This window comes from Streptomyces sp. NPDC058373, assembly GCF_042723275.1.
In the GTDB taxonomy this organism is placed as follows: Bacteria; Actinomycetota; Actinomycetes; order Streptomycetales; family Streptomycetaceae; genus Streptomyces.
The window spans coordinates 67,777-92,341 of record NZ_JBHXJE010000001.1 but is presented as its reverse complement, the minus strand read 5'-3'; the positions used below and the strand labels follow the sequence as shown (position 1 = coordinate 92,341).

Annotated in this window: 21 protein-coding genes; 10 read left to right on the top strand and 11 right to left on the bottom strand. The window is 72.9% G+C overall.

Annotated features, from left to right (window positions below):
* Window positions 1–16 precede the first annotated feature (16 nt).
* A complete protein-coding gene (locus tag ACFWMZ_RS00440; RefSeq protein ID WP_383180157.1) occupies window positions 17–1,513 on the top strand; it encodes an AI-2E family transporter in 1,497 nt (498 codons plus the stop codon).
* A gap of 32 nt (window positions 1,514–1,545) precedes the next feature.
* On the opposite strand, the gene ACFWMZ_RS00435 is transcribed toward ACFWMZ_RS00440, so the two are convergent.
* Entirely contained in the window at window positions 1,546–2,514 is a 969-nt protein-coding gene (locus tag ACFWMZ_RS00435; RefSeq protein WP_383198908.1) for a LysR substrate-binding domain-containing protein, read from the bottom strand.
* A 493-nt stretch (window positions 2,515–3,007) separates the two neighbouring features.
* Here ACFWMZ_RS00435 and ACFWMZ_RS00430 point away from each other — a divergent pair, with 493 nt between their 5' ends.
* Both ACFWMZ_RS00430 and ACFWMZ_RS00425 read left to right on the top strand, forming a co-directional pair.
* Window positions 3,008–3,562 carry a peroxiredoxin gene (locus ACFWMZ_RS00430; protein WP_383180162.1) on the top strand — a complete coding sequence of 185 codons (555 nt, stop codon included), beginning with the start codon at window positions 3,008–3,010 and terminating at the stop codon, window positions 3,560–3,562.
* Between the two features lie 9 nt (window positions 3,563–3,571).
* Window positions 3,572–4,108 carry an alkyl hydroperoxide reductase gene (locus tag ACFWMZ_RS00425; protein ID WP_383180165.1) on the top strand — a complete coding sequence of 179 codons (537 nt, stop codon included), beginning with the start codon at window positions 3,572–3,574 and terminating at the stop codon, window positions 4,106–4,108.
* A gap of 89 nt (window positions 4,109–4,197) precedes the next feature.
* Here the strand turns inward: ACFWMZ_RS00425 and ACFWMZ_RS00420 are convergent, their stop codons facing one another.
* The 4 genes from ACFWMZ_RS00420 to ACFWMZ_RS00405 all read right to left on the bottom strand — a co-directional run bounded on the left by ACFWMZ_RS00420 (window position 4,198) and on the right by ACFWMZ_RS00405 (window position 6,124).
* Complete coding sequence (locus tag ACFWMZ_RS00420) at window positions 4,198–4,347, bottom strand: hypothetical protein (RefSeq protein WP_383198906.1); 150 nt, start codon at window positions 4,345–4,347, stop codon at window positions 4,198–4,200.
* Window positions 4,344–4,550 carry a hypothetical protein gene (locus tag ACFWMZ_RS00415; RefSeq protein ID WP_383198904.1) on the bottom strand — a complete coding sequence of 69 codons (207 nt, stop codon included), beginning with the start codon at window positions 4,548–4,550 and terminating at the stop codon, window positions 4,344–4,346. The genes ACFWMZ_RS00420 and ACFWMZ_RS00415 overlap by 4 nt, the downstream gene beginning before the upstream one ends.
* 420 nt (window positions 4,551–4,970) lie before the next feature.
* Complete coding sequence (locus ACFWMZ_RS00410; RefSeq protein WP_383180174.1) at window positions 4,971–5,234, bottom strand: hypothetical protein; 264 nt, start codon at window positions 5,232–5,234, stop codon at window positions 4,971–4,973.
* Window positions 5,231–6,124, bottom strand: coding sequence for an SPFH domain-containing protein (locus tag ACFWMZ_RS00405; RefSeq protein ID WP_383180223.1), 894 nt, complete (start codon window positions 6,122–6,124; stop codon window positions 5,231–5,233). Before ACFWMZ_RS00405 ends, ACFWMZ_RS00410 begins: the two co-directional genes overlap by 4 nt.
* A 582-nt stretch (window positions 6,125–6,706) precedes the next feature.
* Between ACFWMZ_RS00405 and ACFWMZ_RS00400 the strand changes: the two genes are divergently transcribed.
* Window positions 6,707–8,938 (top strand): transglycosylase domain-containing protein, encoded by a 2,232-nt coding sequence (locus ACFWMZ_RS00400; protein WP_383198902.1) that lies wholly within the window; start codon window positions 6,707–6,709, stop codon window positions 8,936–8,938.
* A gap of 72 nt (window positions 8,939–9,010) precedes the next feature.
* On the opposite strand, the gene ACFWMZ_RS00395 is transcribed toward ACFWMZ_RS00400, so the two are convergent.
* The 4 genes from ACFWMZ_RS00395 to ACFWMZ_RS00380 form a co-directional block, all read right to left on the bottom strand.
* Window positions 9,011–11,167, bottom strand: coding sequence for a SpoIIE family protein phosphatase (locus tag ACFWMZ_RS00395; RefSeq protein ID WP_383180180.1), 2,157 nt, complete (start codon window positions 11,165–11,167; stop codon window positions 9,011–9,013).
* A gap of 35 nt (window positions 11,168–11,202) precedes the next feature.
* Window positions 11,203–11,907 (bottom strand): class I SAM-dependent DNA methyltransferase, encoded by a 705-nt coding sequence (locus tag ACFWMZ_RS00390; protein WP_383180183.1) that lies wholly within the window; start codon window positions 11,905–11,907, stop codon window positions 11,203–11,205.
* A gap of 178 nt (window positions 11,908–12,085) precedes the next feature.
* Window positions 12,086–12,778, bottom strand: coding sequence for a DUF402 domain-containing protein (locus ACFWMZ_RS00385; protein WP_383180186.1), 693 nt, complete (start codon window positions 12,776–12,778; stop codon window positions 12,086–12,088).
* Window positions 12,779–12,932: 154 nt separating this feature from the next.
* Window positions 12,933–14,366, bottom strand: a complete 1,434-nt coding sequence (locus ACFWMZ_RS00380; RefSeq protein WP_383198900.1) for a class II fumarate hydratase — start codon at window positions 14,364–14,366, stop codon at window positions 12,933–12,935.
* Between the two features lie 232 nt (window positions 14,367–14,598).
* Here ACFWMZ_RS00380 and ACFWMZ_RS00375 point away from each other — a divergent pair, with 232 nt between their 5' ends.
* Window positions 14,599–16,140: a ricin-type beta-trefoil lectin domain protein gene (locus ACFWMZ_RS00375; RefSeq protein WP_383198898.1), complete on the top strand. Its 1,542-nt coding sequence runs from the start codon at window positions 14,599–14,601 to the stop codon at window positions 16,138–16,140.
* Between the two features lie 78 nt (window positions 16,141–16,218).
* Here the strand turns inward: ACFWMZ_RS00375 and ACFWMZ_RS00370 are convergent, their stop codons facing one another.
* Window positions 16,219–17,886 carry a fumarate hydratase gene (locus ACFWMZ_RS00370; protein ID WP_383180196.1) on the bottom strand — a complete coding sequence of 556 codons (1,668 nt, stop codon included), beginning with the start codon at window positions 17,884–17,886 and terminating at the stop codon, window positions 16,219–16,221.
* Between the two features lie 605 nt (window positions 17,887–18,491).
* Between ACFWMZ_RS00370 and ACFWMZ_RS00365 the strand changes: the two genes are divergently transcribed.
* The 4 genes from ACFWMZ_RS00365 (at window position 18,492) to ACFWMZ_RS00350 (ending at window position 22,449) form a co-directional block, all read left to right on the top strand.
* Window positions 18,492–19,184 (top strand): DUF1707 domain-containing protein, encoded by a 693-nt coding sequence (locus ACFWMZ_RS00365; protein WP_383198896.1) that lies wholly within the window; start codon window positions 18,492–18,494, stop codon window positions 19,182–19,184.
* A gap of 144 nt (window positions 19,185–19,328) precedes the next feature.
* Window positions 19,329–19,688: a WhiB family transcriptional regulator gene (locus ACFWMZ_RS00360; RefSeq protein ID WP_383180202.1), complete on the top strand. Its 360-nt coding sequence runs from the start codon at window positions 19,329–19,331 to the stop codon at window positions 19,686–19,688.
* A 209-nt stretch (window positions 19,689–19,897) separates the two neighbouring features.
* Entirely contained in the window at window positions 19,898–20,350 is a 453-nt protein-coding gene (locus ACFWMZ_RS00355; RefSeq protein ID WP_383198894.1) for a hypothetical protein, read from the top strand.
* Complete coding sequence (locus tag ACFWMZ_RS00350; protein WP_383198892.1) at window positions 20,347–22,449, top strand: esterase-like activity of phytase family protein; 2,103 nt, start codon at window positions 20,347–20,349, stop codon at window positions 22,447–22,449. The genes ACFWMZ_RS00355 and ACFWMZ_RS00350 overlap by 4 nt, the downstream gene beginning before the upstream one ends.
* A 142-nt stretch (window positions 22,450–22,591) precedes the next feature.
* Here ACFWMZ_RS00350 and glpX read toward each other — a convergent pair whose 3' ends face one another.
* Window positions 22,592–23,623: a class II fructose-bisphosphatase gene (glpX, locus tag ACFWMZ_RS00345; protein ID WP_383180211.1), complete on the bottom strand. Its 1,032-nt coding sequence runs from the start codon at window positions 23,621–23,623 to the stop codon at window positions 22,592–22,594.
* A 208-nt stretch (window positions 23,624–23,831) separates the two neighbouring features.
* Between glpX and ACFWMZ_RS00340 the strand changes: the two genes are divergently transcribed.
* Window positions 23,832–24,359, top strand: a complete 528-nt coding sequence (locus tag ACFWMZ_RS00340) for a DUF4245 domain-containing protein (RefSeq protein ID WP_383180226.1) — start codon at window positions 23,832–23,834, stop codon at window positions 24,357–24,359.
* The last annotated feature ends 206 nt before the right edge of the window (window positions 24,360–24,565 follow it).

The window sequence follows — 24,565 nt, the reverse complement described above, 5'->3', positions numbered from 1 at the left end:
AACGGGACGGAAGACGATGTCACGACTGCCAGGGTGGCTGGAGCGCGCGGGTGCCGAGCTGACGCGGATCGGTGAGCGGCTCGACGAGCACCGGGCGCGCGCCGAGGCGGCCGAGGACGCCGCCGCACGTGACGTCTCCGAGGCGCCGGAACGTCCCTCCAGACCTCCCGAGCCGGTGGAGCCCCCGGTCGGCGTCGCCGCCCCCCTCGTCAAGAGCGGCCGGGACGCCTCGGCCGACGCCGCCCACGTACCGGCCCCGCCGGCCTACGCGCCGGCCGTCTCCGCCCGCCCCGAGCCGGTCGACGCCGTGCCGTGGGGGATGCGGGTCGCCGCCGAGGCAGGGTGGCGGCTGCTGGTGCTCGCCGGGGCCCTCTGGGTGCTGATGAAGATCATCTCCTCGGTCCAGCTGGTCGTCTTCGCCTTCGTCGCCGCCCTCCTGGTGACCGCCCTCCTCCAGCCGACCGTCACCGCGCTGCGGCGGATGGGGATGCCCAGGGGTGCGGCGACCGCCGTCACCGCCGTACTCGGCTTCGTCATCATGGGGCTGGTCGGCTGGTTCGTGGTCTGGCAGGTGATGGAGAACATCGACACGCTCTCCAGTCAGGTCCAGGACGGCATCGACGAGTTGCGCGGCTGGCTGCTCAACAGCCCGTTCCACGTGACCGAGGATCAGATCAACGACATCGCCAAGACCTTGCGCGACGCGGTCGGCACCAACACCGAGGAACTGACCTCGGCCGGGCTGGAAGGCGTCACCGTCCTGCTCGAAGTCCTCACCGGCATGGTGCTGGCGATGTTCTCCACCCTCTTCCTCCTCTACGACGGCAAGCGCATCTGGCGCTGGACCCTCCACCTGGTCCCCGCGCAGGCGCGGCCGGGCATGGCCGGGGCCGGGCCGCGCGCCTGGCGGACCCTCACCGCGTACGTGCGCGGCACGGTGATGGTCGCCCTCATCGACGCCATCTTCATCGGCCTCGGCATCTGGTTCCTCGACGTGCCGATGGCGGTTCCGCTCGCCGTCTTCATCTTCCTCTTCGCCTTCATCCCGCTGGTCGGCGCCGTCGTCTCCGGTGCGCTGGCCGTCGTCGTCGCGCTGGTGACGCAGGGCGTCGTCACCGCGCTGCTGGTGCTCGCGGTGGTCCTCGTCGTCCAGCAGATCGAGGGCCACATCCTCCAGCCGTTCATCCTCGGCCGGGCGGTACGCGTCCACCCGCTCGCGGTGGTCCTCGCGGTCGCCGCCGGTGGCCTGGTCGGCGGGATCGGCGGCGCCGTCGTCGCGGTGCCGCTGGTGGCCGTCCTCAACACGGTCGTCGGATATCTGCGTGCCTACAGCCGGGAGACCGCGCTGCGGACCGCGCCCGGGCCGCACGGCTCGACCGCGCTGCCGGTCGCCCCTGTCGGCGGGGACGGGCCGGACCGGGAGGATGCGCCTCCGGCGGGGGAGAGTGAGGGCGAGCCGGGTGGGGTGGGGCTTGCCGAGCCCGGGGAGGGTGTGCGGCCGGGCGGGAAGTGAGAGGGCCGCTGCCGCGGGGCGGGGGCGGGGGTTCAGGCTTCCCGGAGGCGGACCGGTAGGGGGTGGAGGGCCTTGCGGAGGGCGGTGGCCAGTTCCTCGTACTCGTGGGTGCGGGCTGCGCCGGAGCGTAGGGCGAGGCCTACGCTCCGGCGGGGGGCCGGGGCGGTGAAGGTGCCGGTGAGCAACTGGGAGCTGCGGCTCGCCTCGACCATGAGGGCGGTACGGGGCAGCAGGGTGACGCCCAGTCCGCCCGCGACCAGCTGGACCAGGGTGGCGAGGCCGGCGGCGCTGGTGGTCACCGGGCGGTCGGTGCGCCCGGCGTCGCGGCAGACGTCCAGCGCCTGGTCGCGCAGGCAGTGCCCCTCGTCCAGCAGGAGCAGGTCGACGTCGCGCAGCGCCTCGCGGGGCACGCCCTCGCGGCCGCCGAGCGGGTGGTCGAGCGGAGTGAGCAGGACGAAGTCCTCGTCGAAGAGGGGGAGTTCCGTGACACCGGGGACACCGAGCGGGGTGGCGAGCAGCAGCAGGTCCAGGCGGCCGGCGAGCAGGCCCTCGATCAGCGAGGAGGTCTGCTCCTCGTGGACCTGGAGCTGCAGCCGGGGGTAGCTGGAGCGGACCAGGCCCAACACGGTGGGGAGCAGGTAGGGCGCCACGGTCGGGATGACGCCGAGCCGGACGGTGCCGGTGAAGGGGGCGCGCACCGCCTCGGCCTCCTCCAGCAGCGAACCGACCTCGGTGAGGACGGCCTTGGCGCGCGGCGCGAGCCGCTCCCCGGCGGGGGAGAGGAGGACGCGGCGGGTGGTGCGCTCCAGCAGGGTGACGCCGAGGATCTCCTCCAGGGCCGAGACGGCGCCGGAGAGCGCGGGCTGGCTCATGCCGATGGCGGCCGCGGCGTCGCGGAAGTGCAGGTGCTCGGCGACGGCGGCGAAGGCGCGGAGCTGGGCGAGGGTCGGGCCCTTGGCGGCGCGGCCGGGGCGGGCCGGGGCGGTGGTGCTGTGGTGCATGGGGCTCAAGGTCTCCGGGCGGGGCTGCTGGGTGGGGCGGGCCGCTGCCGTCGGCGGCGGGTCTTCGGCGGTCCCGCCCGCCGCTGCTCCAGCCTACGGGCGCCGGAGGCCGGGCGGCCGGTGATGCCCGCCACGCCAAGGGGGAGCGGGCGAGCGGGGCGGGCCGGGGCGGCCGGGCGGGCGCGCCTGGTGGCGGCGCGGCGGAGCTGTTGGGTCTCTTCGAAGCGGAGGGTGACCGTAAGAGGTGGCACTCAGGGCATGGAATGATTCGTTCCGATCAGTTGCGGTCGCGGTTCGCCCTCTTCCGCCGACGGCGCGCCGCGCCGGGCCGATCGGGAATGGTCCGGCAATCTCGGGGAAAACCGCTGGTGACATGCGGGCAACTGATTTGTTCGCCTTATCGGTGGAACGGAACTGATCGATTTCTCGGCATGATCTCCCGTGTGGCACGCTGGGCCACAGTCCAACCCCTCAGTTCTACCGGAGGACCACAGTGCTCACTGTCGGTGACAAGTTCCCCGAGTTCGACCTCACGGCCTGCGTCTCGCTGGAGAAGGGCAAGGAGTTCGAGCAGATCAACCACAAGACCTACGAGGGCAAGTGGAAGATCGTCTTCGCGTGGCCGAAGGACTTCACCTTCGTCTGCCCGACCGAGATCGCCGCGTTCGGCAAGCTGAACGAGGAGTTCGCCGACCGTGACGCCCAGATCCTCGGTTTCTCCGGTGACTCGGAGTTCGTGCACCACGCCTGGCGCAAGGACCACCCGGACCTGACCGACCTGCCCTTCCCGATGCTGGCCGACTCGAAGCACGAGCTCATGCGTGACCTCGGCATCGAGGGCGAGGACGGCTTCGCGCAGCGCGCCGTCTTCATCGTCGACCAGAACAACGAGATCCAGTTCACCATGGTGACCGCCGGCTCCGTCGGCCGTAACCCCAAGGAGGTCCTCCGGGTCCTCGACGCCCTCCAGACGGACGAGCTCTGCCCGTGCAACTGGACCCAGGGCGACGAGACCCTGGACCCGGTCGCGCTCCTCTCGGGCGAGTGAGGTAACTCCATGGCTCTCGACGCACTCAAGTCCGCCATACCGGACTTCGCCAAGGACCTGAAGCTCAACCTGGGCTCCGTCATCGGCAACAGCCCGCTCCCGCAGCAGCAGCTCTGGGGCACCGTGCTGGCCTGCGCGATCGCCTCGCGCTCGCCGAAGGTGCTCAGCGAGCTGGAGCCGGAGGCCAAGGCCAACCTGTCGCCCGAGGCGTACCAGGCCGCCAAGTCCGCCGCCGCCATCATGGCGATGAACAACGTCTTCTACCGGACCCGGCACCTGCTGTCGGACCCCGAGTACGGGACGATGCGCGCCGGTCTGCGGATGAACGTCATCGGCAACCCGGGCGTGGAGAAGGTCGACTTCGAGCTCTGGTCGCTCGCGGTCTCCGCCATCAACGGCTGCGGCCAGTGCCTCGACTCGCACGAGCAGGTGCTGCGCAAGGCCGGGGTCGACCGCGAGACGATCCAGGAGGCCGTGAAGATCGCCGCCGTCCTCCAGGCCGTCGGCGCGACGCTCGACTCCGAGGCGGTCCTGGCGGGCGCGTGACACGCCCCCGGTGACGCCGGATCATCACGGGAGCACCCCACCGGAGGCGGTGGGGTGCTCCCGCGCGTCGTCGGCCCGCCGCTACCGGGTCATTCGCTCTGGAGCCCGTCCGGCCGGGTCATCCGCGGCAGTGGCGGCAGCGAGGCGAGCGCGGTCAGCAGGATCACCCCGGCGCCCGTCGCCGCGTACGGCCAGAAGACCCACCAGTAGGCCACCCGCTTGCCGACGACCCGCGTCATGACGCGCCGAGCCCCAGCCCGCCGCCCACGGCGAGGGCGATGCCCAGGGTCACCGGGATCGCCGTCCGCCACAGCACCGACCAGGCCGGCGTGCGGCGCCGGGTGCCGAAGGCGGCCAGTGCCGCCAGGACCCGCCGGGGCTCCCGCACTGCTTGGTTGACCGGTTCTCCGGGCCGCGCCGTGTCGTCGACCCAGTCGTTCATCTCCTCGTCGGGGCTGTGCGCGACGAAGGTGTCGCCGTCGGCGCACCGGTCGATCCGGGCCCAGCTCGCGCAGGGTCGCGCAGTCGGCGACGTGCAGCTCGGTGGTGGGGCGGATGCCGCCCTTGAAGGGGCCGGGGCGGGTCACGTAGACGTTGACGGTGCCGAGAAGGCGCGCTTGAGGTCGTAGCCGTGGCGGGGGCCGGACTCCACAGGCCGAGCAGGGTGTGACCGACGGACAGGGCGAGCGCTGTACAGGGGGTGTATACCTGCGGTGAATAGTGGGGGGAGCCGTTCCGTCCGGTACGGGGAAGAGGGCCGGGATGCCGGAAGGCGCGCCCGCGCGTCCGCGCCGGGGAACGCCCGAGCCGGGTGGGCCGAAGGCTCGGCCCACCCGGCTCGGGGTGGTGCTGCGGGCGGAGGTCAGCTCTCCGCGGGGGGCTCGTCGCGGCGGGGCGGGCGGCCCCGGCGCGGCAGGGGGCCGGTGGCTCCGGGGAGGCGGCCCGCCTCGGAGAGGGCGCGGCGGAGGAGGAACTCGATCTGCGCGTTGGTGCTGCGCAGGTCGTCGGCGGCCCAGCGGGCGAGGGCGTCATGGACGAGCGGGTCGAGCCTCAGCAGGACCTGCTTGCGCTGCTGCCGGGGTCGCCGCGGCCGCTCGGCCGCTCCGTCCTCCGTCGCCCCGGTCACTGGTAGAGCGTGCCCGTGTTGACGACCGGCTGGGCGGACCGGTCGCCGCAGAGGACCACCATCAGATTGCTGACCATGGCGGCCTTGCGGTCGGAGTCGAGCTCCACGATGTCGTCCTCCTGGATGCGGGAGAGCGCCTGCTCGACCATGCCCACCGCGCCCTCGACGATCAGGCGGCGGGCGGCGACGACGGCACCGGCCTGCTGGCGCTGGAGCATCGCCGAGGCGATCTCCGGGGCGTAGGCGAGGTGCGTGAAGCGGGACTCGACGATCTTGACGCCGGCCGCCTCGACCCGGGCGTGCAGCTCGACGGCGAGCTTCTCGGTGATCTCCTCGGCGTTGCCGCGCAGCGACAGGCCGCCCTCGTCGTGGGCGTCGTAGGGGTACTCGATGGCGATGTGGCGGACGGCGGCCTCGGTCTGGGTGGAGACGAACTCCAGGAAGTCGTCGACCTCGAAGACGGCGCGGGCGGTGTCCTCGACCTTCCAGACGACGACGGCGGCCAGCTCGATCGGGTTGCCGTAGGCGTCGTTGACCTTGAGGACGGCCGTCTCGTGGTTCCGGACGCGGGTGGAGATCTTCTCGCGGGTGGTGAGCGGGTTGACCCAGCGCAGGCCGTCGGTGCGGATGGTGCCCCGGTAGCGGCCGAAGAGCTGGACGACGCGGGCCTCGCCCGGCGCCACCATGTTCAGTCCGCACATGGCGAGGAAGGCGCCGATCGCGACCAGGATGCCGACGATGATCAGCACGGCCTTGGCGGCGTTGGCCTCGGCGGCCGCGCCGAAGACGATGAGGCCGGCGCCGACGACGAGGCCGAGGAGGCCGAGGAGCAGGGCCATCGCCCCGCCGATGCTGTGCGCCTTGAACTCGCGGACGCTCGGCTGCGGCATGGAGGGCAGGTCCGGCGCGGGGTCGGCGGCTGGGGTGTGGGAGGAGGTGGTCACGGTGTCCCCGTTTCTGTGGTCGGTGCCGCGGTGGTCGTCCCGCGGTCGGTCGAGGTCGTCCGCGGTCGGTCGCCGCGGGCGGCTCGGTGGTCGGCGCGCGCCTGGCGGTGCGCGCCCGGTGGCGGTGCTCGCGGCCGGACAGGAGCGTCCGGACCGACGGGCTGCTCGCACCGTCGAAGCAAACTGATATCACTTTAGCGGAGTGGCAGCCGTCACGCCACCCCCGCGCGATCGGGAGGGGGCACGGCCTCCATTGGCGGCTCGTGGCCGGAAATATGTGGTCGCGGCAACCCTGGGGCCGGTTCGTGAGTCGGTTCCCTTGGCCGCGGGTGCTCATTCTCACGTCCGGAAAAGGGTGGATCGGCAGCCATTTGTCCTCCGCCGCGGTGTTAGCTTTCAAAGCTGACCGGACGGGTGTGACCGCAGGGCGCGGGTAGCCGCGCAGCGCGGATGTCCGGTCCAGCCGGGCGGGATCAGACCCCGTACACCCCGGGGATCTCGGAGCGGAAAGAAGCGGAGCGACTCACCATGAGCCGATCGGACGAAGGACGAGCGGGGCGGGACGGCGACGGCCGGGCGCGCTCGTCGGGCGGCATACGCCGCTTCTTCACGCTCAGGAAACTACTCGGCGCCTTCTTCACCGTCTGCCTCCTGGGCATGCTGGGCTTCGTCGGCCTCTACCTGGCCGTCGACGTCCCCGAGGGCAACGCCGACGCCAAGCGCCAGAGCAACGTCTACAAGTACGCCGACGGCTCCCAGATCACCCACACCGGGACCGTCAACCGGGAGATCGTCGGGCTCGACCGAATACCCAAGGGCGTGCAGCGCGCGTTCGTGGCAGCCGAGAACAAGACGTTCTACACCGACAGCGGCATCGACCTGAAGGGCACCGCCCGGGGACTGGTCAACACCGTCTCCGGCAAGGGCAAGCAGGGCGGCTCGACCATCACCCAGCAGTACGTGAAGAACTACTACCTCACCTCCGACCAGACGGTCAGCCGCAAGGTGAAGGAACTGGTCATCGCCCTCAAGGTCGACCAGCGGATGAGCAAGGACGACATCCTCGCCGGCTACATCAACACCAGCTACTACGGCCGCGGCTCGCACGGCATCCAGGCCGCCGCCCAGGCCTACTACGGCGTCGACGCCGACGACCTCACCGTCTCCCAGGGCGCCTACCTCGCCGCCCTCCTCCAGGCCCCCAGCCAGTACGACTGGGCCGTCGCCTCGGGCAACGGCAAGAAGCTCGTCAAGGAGCGGTGGCGGTACGTCCTGGACAACATGGTCGACCAGGGCTGGCTCGACAAGGCGACCGCGGCAAAGCAGGAGTTCCCGGTCCCCGACGAGCCGAAGCCCGCCCCCGGCCTCCAGGGCCAGAAGGGCTACCTGGTCAACGCCGCCAACACCGCGCTGCGCAAGCAGCTCATGGCCGAGGGCGCCAGCGCCGAGGAGGCCCAGACCTCCGTCGAGGCCGGCGGCTGGACCATGACGCTCAACATCGACAAGAAGAAGCAGCGTGAGCTGGAGCGCTCCGTCGACAGCTCCCTCAACGACAAGCTCGACCCGAAGGCCCGCAAGGTCGACGCCCGCGTCCAGACCGGCGCCGCCTCCGTCGACCCGCGCAACGGCAAGGTCCTCGCCCTCTACGGCGGTCGCGACTACGTCGAGCACCAGCTCTCCAACGCCACCCGCCGCGACTACCAGGCCGCCTCCACCTTCAAGCCGCTGATCCTCGCCTCCGCCCTGGAGAGCGGTGCCGAGACTCAGGACGGCCAGCCCATCACCGCGGGCACCATCTACGACGGCACCAGCGAGCGGCCCCTGGAGGGCTCGCCCACGCCGTACGCGCCGCCCAACGAGGACGACGTCGACTACGGCCCGGTCACCGTCCAGAAGGCGATGAACAAGTCCATCAACTCCGTCTTCGCGCAGATGGGCGTCGACGTCGGCATGGACAAGGTGATGAAGACCGCGGGCGACCTCGGCATGGACGTCGACGGTCTGGAGGCGGTCCCCGCCCAGACCCTCGGCTCGATGGGCGCCAGCCCGCTGGAGATGGCCGGGGTCTACGCGACCTTCGCCCACCACGGCAAGCTGGTCACCCCGGCCGTGCTCAAGAGCGCCGAGAACCGCGACCGCTCCGTCGACCTGCCGAAGGCCGTCGGCGAGCAGGTGCTCAAGCGCTCCACCGCCGACTCCGTCACCTCCGTGCTCACCGGCGTCGTCGACGACGGCACCGGCGCGGCGGTCCGCAACCCCTCCCAGGGCGTGGCGGGCAAGACCGGCACCTCGGACGACAACAAGTCCGCCTGGTTCACCGGCTTCACCCCGAAGCTCGTCACCTCCGTCGGCCTCTTCGGCGAGGACATGGAGAAGAAGGGCCAGCAGGTCTCGCTGTACGGCGCGGCCGGCGGCGGCCGGGTCAACGGCGGCGGGTTCCCCGCGCAGATATGGGCCGACTACACCTTCGACGTGATGGGCACCCCGACCGCCTTCGACCTCGACACCGACATGGGCGCGGGCGTCGCCCCGCCGCCCGAGCCCGAGCCGACGACGCCGCCGGAGCCCGAGGAGACGACGCCGGACGAACCCACCCAGGACCCGGAGCCCACCGAGGAGCCGCCCTCCGACGAGCCGACTGACCCGGGTCCCTCGGACGATCCCTCCGAGGAGCCGTCGGCGCCCGAGTCGCCCCCGGAGACGCCGCCGGGCCCGGAGCTGCCCACCATCGAGCCGGGCGCGCCCGGCGCCGAGGAGTAGCACGGGCGGTCCCCGCGCGCGACCAAGCTCGGCTCCCTTCCCCGCGGAAGGGAGCCGGGCTCCGTCGTGCGGTCAGGGCATCGACAGCTCGAACCAGACGACCTTGCCGTTGCTCAGCCGGGTCGCGTCCCAGCGCCGGGCCACCTTGTTGACCAGGTACAGGCCGCGCCCGCCCTCGTCGGTGGCGCGGGCCTGCCGCAGCCGGGGGAGCTGGGGCACGTCGTCGCCGACCTCGACGCGCAGCACGTCGGTACGGAGCAGCCGCAGCGTCACCGGGCGCGAGGCGTACCGGACCGCGTTGGTCACCACCTCGCTGACCAGCAGCTCCACCGAGTCCGTCAGCTCCTGAAGACCCCACCGCGCCAGCGCCGCGCGGGCCAGGCGCCGGGCCCGGCCGGGCGCCGCCGGATCGGGGTCCAGGAACCAGTACGCCACGTCGCTCGGGGCGATCCCGTCGAAGCGGGCCGCGAGCAGCGCGATGTCGTCGTCGCGGTCGCCCGGACCCAGCATGTCCAGCACGTCGTCGCAGAGCGCCTCCAGCGGCGGCGGATGGTCGGACCCGGTCAGCCGCGCCGTCGCCGCCATCCGCTCCCGCAACTGCTCGATGCCGGTCCACACGTCCCGCAGCCGCGACTCCACCAGCCCGTCGGTGTACAGCAGTAGCGTCGCCCCGGCCGGCGCGTCCAGCTCCACCGCCTCGAAGTCGACGCCGCCGACGCCGATCGGCGCGCCCGGCGGCACCCGCAGCACCTCCGCGCGGCCGCCCAGGTGGAGCAGGACCGGCGGCGGATGCCCGGCGTTGGCCACCGTGATGCGGTGCGACACCGGGTCGTAGACCGCGTAGACACAGGTCGCCATCCGGTCCGAACCCAGCCGCTGCGCCTGCTCGTCGAGATGGTGCAGGACCTCCTGCGGCGGCAGGTCGAGCCCCGCCAGGGTCTGCGCGGTGGTCCGCAGCTGGCCCATGATGGCCGCCGAGGTCATCGAGTGGCCCATCACGTCGCCGACCACCAGCGCCACCCGTGAGCCCGGCAGCGGGATCGCGTCGTACCAGTCGCCGCCGACCCGGGCCGTCTCGGCGGCGGGCAGGTAGCGGCTGGCCAGCCGCACCCCGGTCGCCTTCGGCAGGGTCTCGGGGAGCATGGTGCGCTGCAACTCGTCGGCGATGTACGCCTCGCGGCCGTACAGCACCGCCTTGTCGATGCCGAGCGCGCTGTGCGTCGCCAGCTGGGCCGCCACCAGCAGGTCGTCCTGCTCGAAGGCGGGCCGGTCCGGGCTGCGCAGGAAGACGGCCGCGCCGATCACCCGGCGGCGTCCGCGCAGCGGCGCCAGGATGGTGTGCATCCCGCCGGGCACCGTCCGCCCCTCGCCCAGCAGTTCGGGCAGGGCGGCACGGGCCGTGGGCGCCTCCGAGAAGACCGGGCGCACCCCGCGCAGGACCTCGGCGAGGGCACCGCCGGGGCGCACCTCGCACAGCTCCGGGGAGAGCAGCGCCTCCGGCGAGAGCGGGATCTGCGCGGCCGGCGAGCCGTTGCCGTCGTCCTCGCTCTCCCCGAGCTGCCGCAGCCGGTCGGTGCGGCGCAGCCGCAGCACCAGCGGTCCGGTCGGCCGCTCGTCGCCGACCAGCAGCGGGTCGCTGAGGTAGACCAGGATGGCGTCGGAGAAGGTCGGCACCGTCGCCCGGCACAGGCCCATCACGATCTCGTCCGGGTCGATGCCGCGGGCGATGCGCCGGGTGGCCGCGCCGACGAACCGCAGCCGGTCGCCGTCGCGCCGAGCCGTGCCCGGCAGCTGGCCCGGCACCTGTCCGCCGTCGCCGAGCCCGCCGCGGCTGCCCGGCGGCGGCTCCTCACGGGAGCCCCGGGCCGCGCCGGGGCCCGCCTGCGCGGGGGTGGCGCCGTGCTCGACGGGCGCGTCGGAGGCGCCCTGCCCGGAGCGGCCCGAGCGGCGGCGGCCGCCACCGGAGCGCTCGGCGGGGGCGGGGGAGTCCTGTGCCGGTAAGGCCGCCGCGCGCCGGGAGCCGCCCTTGCGGCGCCGCCGCCCCTTGGCGGGCGGCGGCACGGGTGCGTCCTCGGCGCGGCCGCGCTCCGGTGGACCGGCCGGCTCCGGGCCGTCCGGCGCCTCGGCCGGATCGGGGGTACGCAGGCGAGCCCCGCGCCGGTCGGCGGGGGCGGTCGGGCCGGCAGCTCGCGGCTGCCCGCCCTCGTGGGAGGTGGGGTGCTCCGTCACGCGTGTCGAATCCGTCCGTCCGGGGCTGCGCCGTGTCAGTCGCGCCGGCAGTTCAGGAAGAGCTGGTACTCGGGTGGGGCGTCGGTGCTGGCCGGCGCGTAGGCGTAGTCGTCCTCGCCGGTGATCTCGAAGCCCGCCTCGGTCACCACCCGGCGCAGCTCCTCCCGGAGGTACCCGGAGACCCGCAGGGTGTGGCCGAGGAAGGGGATGCCCGCGTCGTCCAGGTCGGCCTCGACCATCGACAGGGCCAGGTGGCCGCCGGGCACCAGCAGCGAGCGCAGCATGCCGAGGGCGAGGGGGATCTCCTCGCGCGGCAGCATCAGCAGGGTGAAGAAACAGGTGACGCCGTCGAACCGGCCGAGCCCGCCGGGCCCTTCGGCGCTCAGCGTGGCCAGGTCGCGGTGGTGGAACTCGGCGCCGGGGACGTTGGCCCGGGCCAGCTCCAGCATTCCGGCGGAGAGGTCGACGCCGGTCACCCGGTGCCCGGCGTCGGCGAGCTGGCCGGCGGTCGGCAGGCCGGTGCCGCAGCCGACGTCCAGGACCCGCGCGCGGGCGGGGAGTGCGGAGAGCAGGCGCTGCACGGCGGCGACCTGGCCCTCCTTGTGGGGGAAGGCCTCGTCGTACCGCTTGCCTATCGCGTCGAACGCCTCGGCCTGCCCGGCCCGGTCGACGACCAGGCCCGCGGCGTAACCGCCTGCCGCCGCCGCACCGTTCTCCCGCTGCCCTGGACCCTCGTTCACGTCGTGTCCCGCCCCTCGGTGCTGTATGCCCTGTGTGCCCTGCGCGTGGCGTCCCGCGACGGCGAGTGGGCCGGCGCCGCCATGTCGTGCGGTGCGACCGTCCGGTACCGGCCCGGCGGCTGCTGTCTCCTTGCGGACGACGATCCTACGTTTGAAGTACGGGCCCCAAGCAAGGGTCTCACGGCCCCATGCGGACGGGTGTGCGATCCCAGTCGTCCGGAAGCGTGGGAACCGGCCATCCCGGGTCGGGCCGCCACTCGGGCCAGCCGCCGCTGAACGGCGCCTCCCACGCGGTGATCCGCTCCACCGCCCGCGCCCCCGCCTCCCGTACCGCGCGGGCCTGCTCCGCGGCCATCAGCCCGGCCGCCTGCGCCTCGGCGAACTCGTCCTCGTCCAGCCAGCGCCAACTGCGGTCCGGGGCCACCGCGATGTCCAGGAAGTGGTCCTGCGAGTCGACGCCGCCCGCCCATTTGCGCAGCGGCTGCTCCAGGTTGACGTACCAGTTCTTGAACCGCCAGCCCGGCTCCCAGAAGAGCCACACCGACCAGGGCTCGCCGGGCCGGGCCAGCTTCAGCACGCCGGTGCCGAACCAGCGGTCGCGGCGGACCGCGCGGGGCTTGGTGTAGCGCGTGGTCAGCGGCTCGCGGTGGAGCGGGGTGCCGTCGGCGAGGACGGGGCGGACCACCTCGGTGCCGGGCGCCATCCACACCGCGAGCAGGTCGTCGGTGTCGCGGACCACCGTCACCGGGCGGCAGATGTGGAACCGCTCCCCGGCGTTCTCCCGGTACCGCCACAGGATCGGCGTGCCCGGCGCCCACCGCCCGCCCCGCGCCGCCGCACCGCCCGTCACACCACTCGCCGTCTCTGCCATGGCCAGATATTAGGGGGTGTCTGACAAATCCTGGGCGGTGTCCGCGGTGTTCGGGATCTGTCAGACACCCCCCAGGCGGCCCCCGCCGCCCCGGTCGCGGCTCACCTCGCCTCCCGGTGTGCCGCGGACCGGGGCCGCAGGGCCCCGCCGCAGGTCAGGGCCGGGTCATCCGCAGGACGTCCAGCGCCTCGTCGAGCTGCTCCAGCGTCAGGTCGCCGCGCTCCACGTACCCCCCGTCGAGGACGACCTCGCGGATGGTGCGGCGCTCGGCCAGCGACCGCTTGGCGACCTTCGCGGCCTCCTCGTACCCCAGGTACTTGTTGAGCGGGGTGACCACCGAGGGAGACGACTCGGCGTACTCGCGGGCGCGCTCCACGTTCGCCGTGACGCCGTCCACCGTGCGGTCGGCCAGCAGCCGGGAGACGTTGGCGAGCAGCCGCACCGACTCCAGCACGTTCTTGGCGATGACCGGGAGCATCACGTTCAGTTCGAAGTTGCCCGCGGCGCCCGCCGCGGCCACCGTCGCGTCGTTGCCGGTCACCTGGGCGGCCACCATCAGCACCGCCTCCGGGATCACCGGGTTGACCTTGCCGGGCATGATCGAGGAGCCCGGCTGGAGGTCGGGCAGCTGGATTTCGGCCAATCCGGTGCGCGGACCGGAAGCCATCCACCGCAGGTCGTTGGCGATCTTGGTCAGCCCCACCGCGATGGTCCGGAGCTGGCCGCTGGTCTCCACCACCCCGTCGCGGGCGCCCTGCGCCTCGAAGTGGTCGCGGGCCTCGGTCAGTTCGAGCCCGGTCGCCCGCGCCACCTCGGCGATCACCGCGGGCGAGAACCCCTCGGGCGTGTTGATGCCGGTGCCCACGGCCGTCCCGCCGAGCGGCAGTTCGGCGAGCCGCGGCAGCGAGGCGCGCAGCCGCTCCACGCCGTACGACACCTGGGCCGCGTAGCCGCCGAACTCCTGGCCGAGCGTCACCGGGGTGGCGTCCATCAGGTGGGTGCGCCCCGACTTCACCACGTCGGAGAACTCCGCCGACTTGCGCCGCAGCGCCACCGCCAGGTGCTCCAGGGCCGGGATCAGGTCGCGGGTGACGGCGGCGGTGGCCGCGATGTGGATCGAGGAGGGGAAGACGTCGTTGGACGACTGGGAGGCGTTGACGTGGTCGTTGGGGTGGACAGGGCGGCCGAGCCGCTCGGTGGCCAGGGTCGCCAGCACCTCGTTCATGTTCATGTTGGACGAGGTGCCCGAGCCGGTCTGGAAGACGTCCACCGGGAACTCGCCGTCCCACCGGCCCGACGCCACCTCCTCGGCGGCCGAGGCGATGGCTCCGGCGATCTCCTCGTCCAGCACGCCGAGCCGGGCGTTGACCGTCGCCGCCGCGCCCTTGATCCGGGCCAGCGCCTCGATGTGGGCCCGCTCCAGGCGCTGCCCGGAGACGGGAAAGTTCTCCACCGCCCGCTGCGTCTGGGCCCGCCACTTGGCGTCGGCGGGGACGTGGACCTCACCCATGGAGTCGTGCTCGACCCGGAAGCCGCCGCCGGCCGCCGCGGTGGCGTCGGTGTCCGCGCGGGAAGCGTCACTCGTCATGTCGTCCTACCTCCGAGACCGGCGGGCGAGGGGAGGCGCCGGGGGCGGGAATGGACCTCCGGCGCGCGGGCCCGCCGAAAAAGTTGAGCGATTGTCTGGTTCGACGTATTCCCCTGACGTCTACCGGCCAGTAAAAACCCTCGGTAGCACCCGGTACCCGCAACGTCGCCGAACCCGTGGGGATGCCCCGTACGGACACCCTCATGGGCCACACGTGCCCACTGGAGACGCCATGAAGCGCACCAGCACCGCCAGCCCGCCGTACGCACCCCGCAAACCCCGCCGCGCGGCCGCCGCCCTCGCCGCCTCCGCCGCCGTCCTGGCCGCCCTGCTCACCCCGGCCACCGCCGGCGCCGCCCCCGCCCCGGCCGCCACCGGGGCCCCGCTCCCCACCGAACTGGAGGCGATCCGCGCCGCCGAGGCCACCGCCCTCTACGGCGACCCGGCCGAGCGCCCCCTCGACCAGCGCAAGACCTCCCTGATCTCGCTCGGCGACAGCCAGATCTCCGGCGAGGGCGTCGGCAACTACGAACCGGGCACCGACGGCCCCACCAACTGGTGCCACCGCTCCAAGGACGCCGCCGTCCACCGCACCACCATCCCCGCCGACGTCACGTACAACGTCTCCTGCTCCGGGGCGAACTCCGCCAACATCCGCATCGGCGGCAGCCCCCAGTACGCCGGCGAGCTGGTCCAGAGCGACAACCTCGCCGTCAAGGCCCGCAACACCCGGATCAAGCAGGTCCTGGTGGTCGCCGGAGCCAACGACGACCTCCAGTTCGGCCCCGTCATGACCGACTGCGTCACCCGCTACCTGCTCCTCCAGGGCGCCTGCAACCCGAAGTACGGCCCCGGCTGGCAGGCCCGCGTCGACGGACTCGTCCCCAAGGTCACCGCCGCCCTCGGCGACCTCAAGAAGGTCATGGCCGACGCCGGGTACACCGAGGGCTCCTACGAACTCGTCCTCATGAGCTACTCCAGCCCCATCACCCCCGACTTCCGCGACAACCCCAAGTTCCCCGGCAAGCTCCCCGGCGGCTGCGTCGGCTACGACGCGGACGCCCGCTGGGGCCGCGACACCGCCGTCCCCGCCTTCCAGAAGGGGCTGCGCGCCGCTGCCCGCGACGCCGGCGCCACCTACCTCGACGGCTCCCGCCTCTTCCAGGGTCACGAGGTCTGCACCGACGACACCTGGGTCCGCGGCCTGACCGTCGACCTCTCCCACCCCTTCCCGCCGGACGCCAACTCCGTCCGCCAGTCCTTCCACCCCAACGGCCGCGGCCACGCCGCCTTCGCCGCCTGCCTCAGCGCCCTGCACGGCACCGGTCTGCGCGAGGCGAGCTGCGCCGACCCCGGCTCCACCGGCCAGGCCGTCCTGCGTGCCGGAGCCTGGGACGACGCCTTCGGGCCGCTGCGCGCCGGCACCGGCGTCTGCCTCGACGCCAAGGGCGGCGACACCCTCAACGACACCGCCCTGATCGGCTGGGACTGCACCGGCACCCGCAACCAGGGCTGGTGGCAGAGCCCCGACACCGGAGCCGTCCACATCGAGGCCACCCACGACCGCTGCCTCGACGTCCCCGGCGCCGACTACCGCGCCGGCCGCTCCCTGGTCCTCTACGACTGCGAGGGCCAGCCCGACCAGAAGTTCACCCGCACCGGGGCGACCCTCCGCCCGGCCGCGGCCCCGGACCTCTGCGTCACTCTGACCGGCAAGGACACCCCGGCCCGCCTCCAGAACTGCGACGGCTCGGCCGCGCAGAGCCTGGCGTGAGCCCGTACCGGTACTGAACGCGGACGGCCCCGCCCCACCGGAGACCGGCAGGACGGGGCCACCCGTACGCGGACGCGGCTACGCCAGTCCCGGCCCCCGCACCGGAATCGAGGTGAAGGTCGGGGACGGGGCCGGCTCGGTGAAGAAGTCGTTGCCCTTGTCGTCGACGACGACGAAGGCGGGGAAGTCCTCGACCTCGATGCGCCAGACCGCCTCCATGCCCAGCTCCTCGTACTCCAGGACCTCGACCTTCTTGATGCAGTCCTGGGCGAGGCGGGCGGCGGGGCCGCCGATGGAGCCGAGGTAGAAACCGCCGTGCGTGCCGCAGGCCTCGGTGACCTGGCGGGAGCGGTTGCCCTTGGCGAGCATCACCTTGGAGCCGCCCGCCGCCTGGAACTGCTCGACGTAGGAGTCCATGCGGCCGGCGGTGGTCGGGCCGAAGGAGCCGGAGGCGTAGCCCTCGGGGGTCTTGGCGGGACCGGCGTAGTAGACCGGGTGGTCCTTGAGGTACTGCGGCATGCCCTCGCCCGCGTCCAGGCGTTCCTTGATCTTGGCGTGGGCGATGTCGCGGGCGACGACCAGCGGGCCGGTCAGCGAGAGGCGGGTCTTGACCGGGTACTTGGTCAGCTCGGCCAGGATCTCGTCCATCGGGCGGTTGAGGTCGATCTTGACCACGTCGCCCGACTCGTCCAGGTGCTCGTCGGTGGTCTCGGGGAGGAAGCGCGCCGGGTCGGTCTCCAACTGCTCCAGGAAGACGCCCTCGGCGGTGATCTTGGCGACGGCCTGGCGGTCGGCCGAGCAGGAGACGGCGATGGCGACCGGGCAGGAGGCGCCGTGGCGCGGCAGGCGGACCACGCGGACGTCGTGGCAGAAGTACTTGCCGCCGAACTGCGCGCCGATGCCGATCTTCTGGGTCAGCTCGAAGACCTTCTCCTCCAGCTCCTTGTCCCGGAAGCCGTTGCCCAGCTCGGAGCCCTCGGCGGGCAGCTCGTCGAGGTAGTGGGCGGAGGCGTACTTGGCGGTCTTCAGCGCGAACTCGGCCGAGGTGCCGCCGACGACGATCGCCAGGTGGTACGGCGGGCAGGCGGCCGTGCCGAGCGAGCGGATCTTCTCCTCCAGGAACTTCATCATGGAGGACTCGTTGAGGACGGCCTTGGTCTCCTGGTAGAGGAAGGACTTGTTGGCGGAGCCGCCGCCCTTGGCCATGAAGAGGAACTTGTAGGCGCCGCCGTCGGTCGCGTACAGCTCGATCTGGGCCGGGAGGTTCGAGCCGGTGTTCTTCTCGTCCCACATGGTCAGCGGGGCCATCTGGGAGTAGCGCAGGTTGAGCTGGGTGTACGCGTCGTAGATGCCGCGCGAGAGGGCCGCCTCGTCGCCGCCCCCGGTGAGCACGTTCTGGCCGCGTTTGCCCATGACGATGGCGGTGCCGGTGTCCTGGCACATGGGCAGGACGCCCGCGGCGGCGATATTGGCGTTCTTCAGCAGGTCCAGCGCGACGAACTTGTCGTTGGAGGACGCCTCGGGGTCGTCGATGATCTTGCGGAGCTGGGCGAGGTGGGCCGGGCGCAGATAGTGCTGGATGTCCCGGATGGCCTCGGCGGCCAGCTTGCGCAGCGCTTCCGGCTCGACCTTGAGGAAGGTGCGCCCGTCGGCCTCGAAGGTCGAGACGCCCTCGGAGGTGACCAGCCGGTACGGCGTGGCGTCCTCTCCGGTCGGCAGCAGATCGGTGTACGCAAACTCCGGCATTTCGCCCATTCCTCACTCAAGGGTCGCTGGCTGGTCCCTGCGGGCAGCGTCCACCAGCGTAAGACGCGCCGAAGGTGACGCTCTTGTGAGGTAAGGCTCACTTGGGGGCCGGGCCGCTCCGTTGGCTGGGGGCCGTCCGCCCTGCCTTCCCGGGTGGCCTCAAGCGCCGGCCGGGCTGAGATGGGGTGCGGCTCGCGCTCCCGCGCCGGTCACAGGTGGCCTCAAGCGCCGGCCGGGCTGAGATGGGGTGCGGCTCGTGCTCCCGCGCCGGTCGCAGGTGGCCTCAAGCGCCGGCCGGGCTGGATATTGGCCGCCGAGGGGCAGCAATCGCTCCGGTCCGCTCCAGCCCATCTCAGCCCGGCCGGCGTTTGAGGCCATCTTGAGCCCGCGGGCCGGGCTGGACCGCACCCCGCTCCAGCCCGGCCGGCGCTTGAGGCCATCTGTGACGGGCGGCGGCGCACGGACCGCAACCCGGCACCCCCAGCCCGGCCGGCGTTCGAGGCCACGCCCCCAAGCCCAGCCGGCGCCTGAGGCAGGCCCAGTTCGGGAGATTTCCGGGGTGTCGCCCCTGGTCGCGATCTATCGCGTCTGGGTACTCTGGCAGGGTGGACCTCCAGAAGCAGCCCCAGCGCTCCCCCGAAGCGCCCCGAACCCCGGCCGCGGCAGCGGCCCAGCCCACGGCCGAGGCCGACCTGCGGGCCTCCGACGCCGACCGCGACCGCGTCGCCGACCTCCTCCGCGACGCCCTCGCCGAGGGGCGCCTCACGGCCGAGGAGCACTCCGAGCGCATCGACGGGGTGTACGCCGCCCGCACCCTCGGCGAACTGGAGCCCCTCGTCAGGGACTTGCCCGGAGCCCGCACCTCCGCGGCGCCGGCGCCGGCCCCCGGCCCGGGCACGGTTCCGGCGGAGCCGGACGAGAACCTCGTGGCGGTCTTCTCCAGCGCCGTCCGCAAGGGCCGCTGGCGCCCCGGCCGCCGCACCCACGCGTACGCGGTCTTCGGGAACGTCGAGATCGACCTCAGCGAGGCCCTCTTCGAGTATCCGCACATCGTCATCAAGGCCTTCTCCGTCCTCGGGAGCGTCGAAGTGACGGTCCCCGAGAACGTCACCCTGCGCGGCTCCGGCGGCGGCGTCCTCGGCAGCTTCGAGGTGGATCACCTGGAGTCCCCCGACGCCGGCGCCCCCGTCGTGCAGATCAGTGGCGTCGCCGTCCTCGGGAGCGTCGAGGCCAAGCCGAAGCGCGGCTCGGTCCTTCGGGATCTGCACCACAAGCTCCGCAAGCATCTGGGCAGTTGAGGCCGGACGGCGGTCACCGTGTCCGGTGACCGGGCGGAACTGTCCTGACGGCGGTACGCGCCAACGCAGTGCATAGGCCCGCGCACAGCGGGTATTGCTTGGTGCATCGCCGCTCGCTCGCGAAGCCGTCGTCAGGAGTAGACCGTGCAGCATCCGCCGCATCAGTCCCTGGTCGCCACCGTGCCGCCCCAGCGGGTGCCCGCGCGAGAGCGTGACCAGGACACCCCATGGCATTCGGACGCCGTCTGCCGCAGGGATGAAGCGGGCCTCTTCTTCGCCCCGTCCAAGGAGCCCACCGCGGCCCGCCTCGCCCGCGAGGAGGCCGCCAAGCGGGTCTGTGCCCAGTGTCCCGTCATGATCCAGTGCCGGGAGCACGCCCTGCTCCAGCCCGAGCCGTACGGCGTCTGGGGCGGGCTCACCGCCGCCGAGCGCCGCGTGGTCCTGGCCCGCCGCCGGCGCCGTGACCTCGACCTCGCCCCCGGCCCGATAGCCGCCGCGGGCTGACGCCCGCACCGAAGGGGCGCCCCTCCGGCGGGGGGCGCCCCTTCGGCATGCCCGGAGAGGGTTCGTAACCCCTGGGGTGGGAAGGGGAGTTGTGGAATTGGTGTCCGTGTGACCACAGCGTCGGGGGGACCGGCGGGGGACTGGGCGCGGCGCGCGGGGCCTGGCGGGCTCCGTGTGGCCGAGGTGCCCACGCGAAGGGGGAGGGACGCGTGAGGATCGGATTCGCGGCGGCCGAGGCGGGTGACGAGGCGCAGGCGGAGCTGCGGTCGCTCCACCGCTGGCTCGCCAAGGACCAGGCGCTGAGGGACGGCGTCCGGCTGGAGGCCGTCGTCGACGAGGATGCCGGGGTGATGGGCCCGTCGGTCGAGGTGGTCCTCGCCGTCATCTCGTCGGCGGTCGCCCTGGCGGAGTTCCCGCTCTCGTTCACCGCCTGGCGGCACGCGAAGCGGCCTCAGCGGCCGCCCGTCGTGGTCGTCCTGGACGGCGGAGACCCGGACCGACGGGCGGAGTTGCTGCGGGAATTGGGGGTGGAGGCGATGCCCGGGGCGGGCCCGGGCGACGAGAGCCCGGACGGCCACGCTCCGGACGGCGACGGCTCGGAAGGCGACGGCCCGGCCACCGGCCGCCCCGACGGCGACGACCGGGCAGCGGGTGGCCGGTGACGAAGCCGCCCCGCACCGCCGAGTCCGCGGCGGTGGGCCGGGAGTGGATCAACCCGGAGGCCTCGCACGTCGTCCTGGTCGGCGCCGCCTCCTACCGCAGCCCCGACCTGACCCAACTGCCGAGCGTCCGGCACAACTTGGCCGGCCTCCGCCGGATCTTCCTCGACCCCCGCATCGGCGGCTTCCCCGAGGACCGGGTCTCCCAGCTCCTCGACCCGACGCAGAGCGCGGAGATCGGCAATCTGATCCGCAAGGCCGCCGCCCAGGCCACGGACACCCTCATCGTCTACTACGCGGGCCACGGCCTCATCGACGACGAGACCAACAACCTCCTCCTCACCCACATCGACTCGGTCCACGACGCACCGGACCTCTGCCTTCCCGTCGAGCACCTGCGCCGGGCCATCCACGGAAAAGGGCAGGCCAAGCGGCGTGTCCTCATCATCGACTGCTGCTACAGCGGACTGGCCGACGGCCGGATGGGCCCGGCCGAGCAGGCGAAGATCGGCAGCCGCGCCGCCGCCCGCATCCTGGTCTCCGCCGCCCCCGCCCAGCGGGGTCCCGCGGCGGGGGAGCCCGCGGCCCCTCGCCCCGACACGGAAGCCGCCGAGCCGAAGCCCACCGAGCCGGACGACCGCCCGGTCCGCTCGGGCTGGTACACCATGGCCTCGGCGCCCCCGGACCGCAAGGCGCACGCCGAGGACCCGGACTCCTGCACCGCCTTCACCGGCGCGCTCGTCAAGGTCATCACCGAGGGGGCGGCCGACGGTCGCGAACGGCTCAGCCTCGACTTCCTCTTCGACCAGACCCGCGCCCTGCTGGAACGGGAGTTCCCGAAGGCGCCCTCCCCGGAGCAGGCCAGCGGCCGGACGCACATCGGCGCCCTCGGCTTCGTCCGCAACCCGGCGGCCCAACCCGCCCCGGCCCCCGACCCGGTCCTGACCCCGCCCCGCCCGTCCCGGCGCCGCCTGGCCCTCTTCTCCACCGCCTTCGCCCTCGCCGGGGTCGGCGTCGGCGCCTTCGGGGTGCCCGCCGCCGTCGACGCGTACCAGCGGTGGAACCCGGCCCCGGCCCTCGGCGCCTGCTCGGAGCGTGCCGTCCTCCTCGACCACTCCGACGGCCTGGACAAGAAGGACGTCGAGTACGAGCCCGTCGAAGGGCTCTCCGGGCTGGCCCTGGCCCCGGGCAGCCGCGCCAAGGCGTACGCCGTCACCGACAACGAGCCCGGCCGGATCTTCCCCGTCGACCTCGGTGAGCCGGAGCGGCTCGCCCCGGTCGCCGAGAAGGCCCGTACGCTCCGGCAGGCGGACGGCTCCGCGTTCGAGGACAGCTGGTTCGACGCGGAGGCGCTCGCCGTCGAGCAGGGCGGCCGGACCGCCCTGGTCGCCTCCGAGACCGGGCCGTCCATCCGCCGCTTCGACCTGGTCACCGGACGCCAGGTCGGCGAGGACCTCGCGATCCCGAAGGAGCTGCGCTACTGGCCGGAGGGCGGCGCCCAGACCGGCCGCAGCATCGAGTCGCTGGCCCTCTCCCCGGACGGCCGCCACCTCTACGCCGGGTGGGAGGCGCCGCTCGCCCAGGACGGCGACACCCGGGGCCGCGGCATCATCCGCGTCCAGCGCTACACCGGCACGCCCGGCGGCGCCTACCGCCCCGACGAGAGTTACGCCTACCTCGCGGGCGACGGCCTGATGCTGGCCGACCTCGCGGCCGTCGGCGGCGGGCGGCTGCTCGCGCTGGAGCGCCAGTACACGCTCGGCCGGGGCAACGCCGTACGAGTGGTGGAGATCGACCTGACCGGGGCCAGGGACGTGACCGGCGTGAAATCCCTCTTCCGGCTGCCGGCCGACGCGCTGGCCTCCTCGAAGCTCCTCTTCGACCTGGCCGACTGTCCGCCCGGCGGACCCGGCGCGGTCGCCACCTCCGAGGGCGACCAGGCCAACCCGCTCCTCGACAACGTCGAGGGCATGGCGCTCGGGCCGCGCTGGACGGCCGCCCCGCACCCCGGCCGCCATCCCCTCTACCTGGTCTCCGACGACAACGGCAACAGCACCCAGATCACCCGCGTCTACTCGCTGGCGGTCGATCTCGGCCCCTGACCGGCGTGCCTTCGCACCGGCCCCGAAACGCCGACAGGGGCGGGGCGCCACCGCACATGGCGCCCCGCCCCTGCTGCTCGTACCGGCTCCTGCCCAGCCGGCCCGCTCATCCGGCCGGCTCCGCTCGGGCCGGCCCCGGGTGCTACTTCGCCCGGTCGAAGTCCACCGCGCTGTAGGCGCGGAGCTTGGAGAGGCGGTGGGTCGAGTCGATCCGGCGGATCGTGCCCGACTTGGAGCGCATCACCAGCGAGGAGGTGGTGGCCGAACCGGCGCTGTAGTGCACGCCGGGCAGCAGCTCGCCGTCGGTGATGCCGGTGGCGACGAAGAAGACGTTCTCGCCGCTGACCAGGTCGTGGGTGGAGAGGACCCGGTCCAGGTCGTGCCCGGCCTCCACGGCGCGGGCGCGCTCCTCGTCGTCCTTGGGCCAGAGCTTGCCCTGGATGGTGCCGCCGAGGCACTTGATGGCGCAGGCCGAGATGATGCCCTCGGGGGTGCCGCCGATGCCGAGCAGCAGGTCGACTCCGCTGCCCTCGCGCACCGCCAGGATCGACCCGGCCACGTCGCCGTCGGTGATCAGCTTTATCCGCGCGCCGGTCTCGCGGATCTCCTGGATGATCCCCTCGTGGCGCGGGCGGTCCAGGATCACCACGGTGACGTCCTCGGGCGTCGCGCCCTTGGCCTTGGCGACCCGCCGGATGTTGACCGAGACGGGGGCGTTGATGTCCACGTAGTCGGCGGCGGCCGGACCGGTGACCAGCTTGTCCATGTAGAAGACGGCCGACGGGTCGAACATCGTGCCGCGGTCGGCGGCGGCCAGTACCGCGACGGCGTTCGGCTGGCCCTTGGCGGTGAGCGAGGTGCCGTCGATCGGGTCGACGGCGATGTCGCACTCGGCGCCGGTCCCGTCGCCGACGCGCTCCCCGTTGAAGAGCATCGGCGCTTCGTCCTTCTCGCCCTCGCCGATGACGACCACGCCGTTCATCGAGACGGTGGAGACGAGGGTGCGCATGGCCTTGACGGCCGCGCCGTCGGCGCCGTTCTTCTCACCGCGGCCGACCCAGCGGCCGGCGGCCATGGCGGCGGCCTCGGTGACCCGCACGAGTTCCAGCGCGAGGTTGCGGTCGGGGGCCTCCGGAGAGACCTCTAGCGGAGCGGGCAGATGGTGCTCGGTCATCGGGCGCACCTTTCTGTACGACGACGGCCGGATGAGGGTGATGAACGGACTCTATCGGTAGGTCGACAATATGAGCAGACCGGGCCACGGATGAGCAGATCGTCTGGTTTTCCTACCGGTGAAGTCCGGAAACCGCTGCTCATGGGCGGTTGGCCGGGGTGGGGGAGGGGTGAGGCCGGGCACCTGCGACGATGGTCCCGTGGCAGGTATGAAAGGCAAGCAGACGGTCAAGGACATGATCCTCTCGATGGCCGCCATCGGCATCGTGGTCGCGGGGATCTACGTCTTGGTCCCGCACGACGACACCGAGAAGCCCCCGCAGGCGATCAGCTACGACGTCGAGCTGACCACCGCCCGGCGCGCGGCCTCGTACCCGGTCGCGGCCCCTGTCGGGCTGCCGGACGACTGGCGCGCGACCACGGTGCGGTACAAGGGTGAGGACAGCGAGCGCTGGCACCTCGGCCTCTACACGCCGGACGGCAAGTACGTCGGGGTGGAGCAGTCCGTGGACAAGCCGGAGCGCTTCATCAAGGAGGCCACGCAGAACGCGGAGGCCACCAAGATCACCCAGACCATCAAGGGCGAGCCCTGGAAGCGGTACGAGGGCGAGCGGTACGACGCCCTGGTCCGCCAGGACGGCGACGCCACCACGATCGTCACCGGCAGCGCCTCCATCGGCCAGCTCAGCAAGGTCGCGGCGGCCCTGGAGACGGCCCCGCCGGACGAGGGGTCCTAGCCCTCCCGGCGTCCCCTCCCGGCAGCAGGCAAAAGAGGCTCCGCCCCCTGACCCGGGGTGCGGAGCCTCTGCACGTTCGCCCGTCTGCCGGAGCGAGCCATCACCCGCCTGCCCGACAAGCCGGCTTCGGGAGCCGAAGGGGCGCGTCGTCGTCGAGCCACCCGTCGCGCGCTGGGAGCGAAGCGGACGAGCACGTCGGGTGGCTC

What these genes read in the sequence shown, in the direction of transcription:
- glpX (WP_383180211.1), bottom strand. Translation starts at nt 23,623, where the DNA reads ATGACCGAGCACCATCTGCCCGCTCCGCTAGAGGTCTCTCCGGAGGCC.
- ACFWMZ_RS00370 (WP_383180196.1), bottom strand. Translation starts at nt 17,886, where the DNA reads ATGCCGGAGTTTGCGTACACCGATCTGCTGCCGACCGGAGAGGACGCC.
- ACFWMZ_RS00425 (WP_383180165.1), top strand. Translation starts at nt 3,572, where the DNA reads ATGGCTCTCGACGCACTCAAGTCCGCCATACCGGACTTCGCCAAGGAC.
- ACFWMZ_RS00420 (WP_383198906.1), bottom strand. Translation starts at nt 4,347, where the DNA reads ATGACGCGGGTCGTCGGCAAGCGGGTGGCCTACTGGTGGGTCTTCTGG.
- ACFWMZ_RS00385 (WP_383180186.1), bottom strand. Translation starts at nt 12,778, where the DNA reads ATGGCAGAGACGGCGAGTGGTGTGACGGGCGGTGCGGCGGCGCGGGGC.
- ACFWMZ_RS00405 (WP_383180223.1), bottom strand. Translation starts at nt 6,124, where the DNA reads ATGCCGCAGCCGAGCGTCCGCGAGTTCAAGGCGCACAGCATCGGCGGG.
- ACFWMZ_RS00400 (WP_383198902.1), top strand. Translation starts at nt 6,707, where the DNA reads ATGAGCCGATCGGACGAAGGACGAGCGGGGCGGGACGGCGACGGCCGG.
- ACFWMZ_RS00375 (WP_383198898.1), top strand. Translation starts at nt 14,599, where the DNA reads ATGAAGCGCACCAGCACCGCCAGCCCGCCGTACGCACCCCGCAAACCC.
- ACFWMZ_RS00415 (WP_383198904.1), bottom strand. Translation starts at nt 4,550, where the DNA reads ATGAACGACTGGGTCGACGACACGGCGCGGCCCGGAGAACCGGTCAAC.
- ACFWMZ_RS00380 (WP_383198900.1), bottom strand. Translation starts at nt 14,366, where the DNA reads ATGACGAGTGACGCTTCCCGCGCGGACACCGACGCCACCGCGGCGGCC.
- ACFWMZ_RS00340 (WP_383180226.1), top strand. Translation starts at nt 23,832, where the DNA reads ATGAAAGGCAAGCAGACGGTCAAGGACATGATCCTCTCGATGGCCGCC.
- ACFWMZ_RS00440 (WP_383180157.1), top strand. Translation starts at nt 17, where the DNA reads ATGTCACGACTGCCAGGGTGGCTGGAGCGCGCGGGTGCCGAGCTGACG.
- ACFWMZ_RS00435 (WP_383198908.1), bottom strand. Translation starts at nt 2,514, where the DNA reads ATGCACCACAGCACCACCGCCCCGGCCCGCCCCGGCCGCGCCGCCAAG.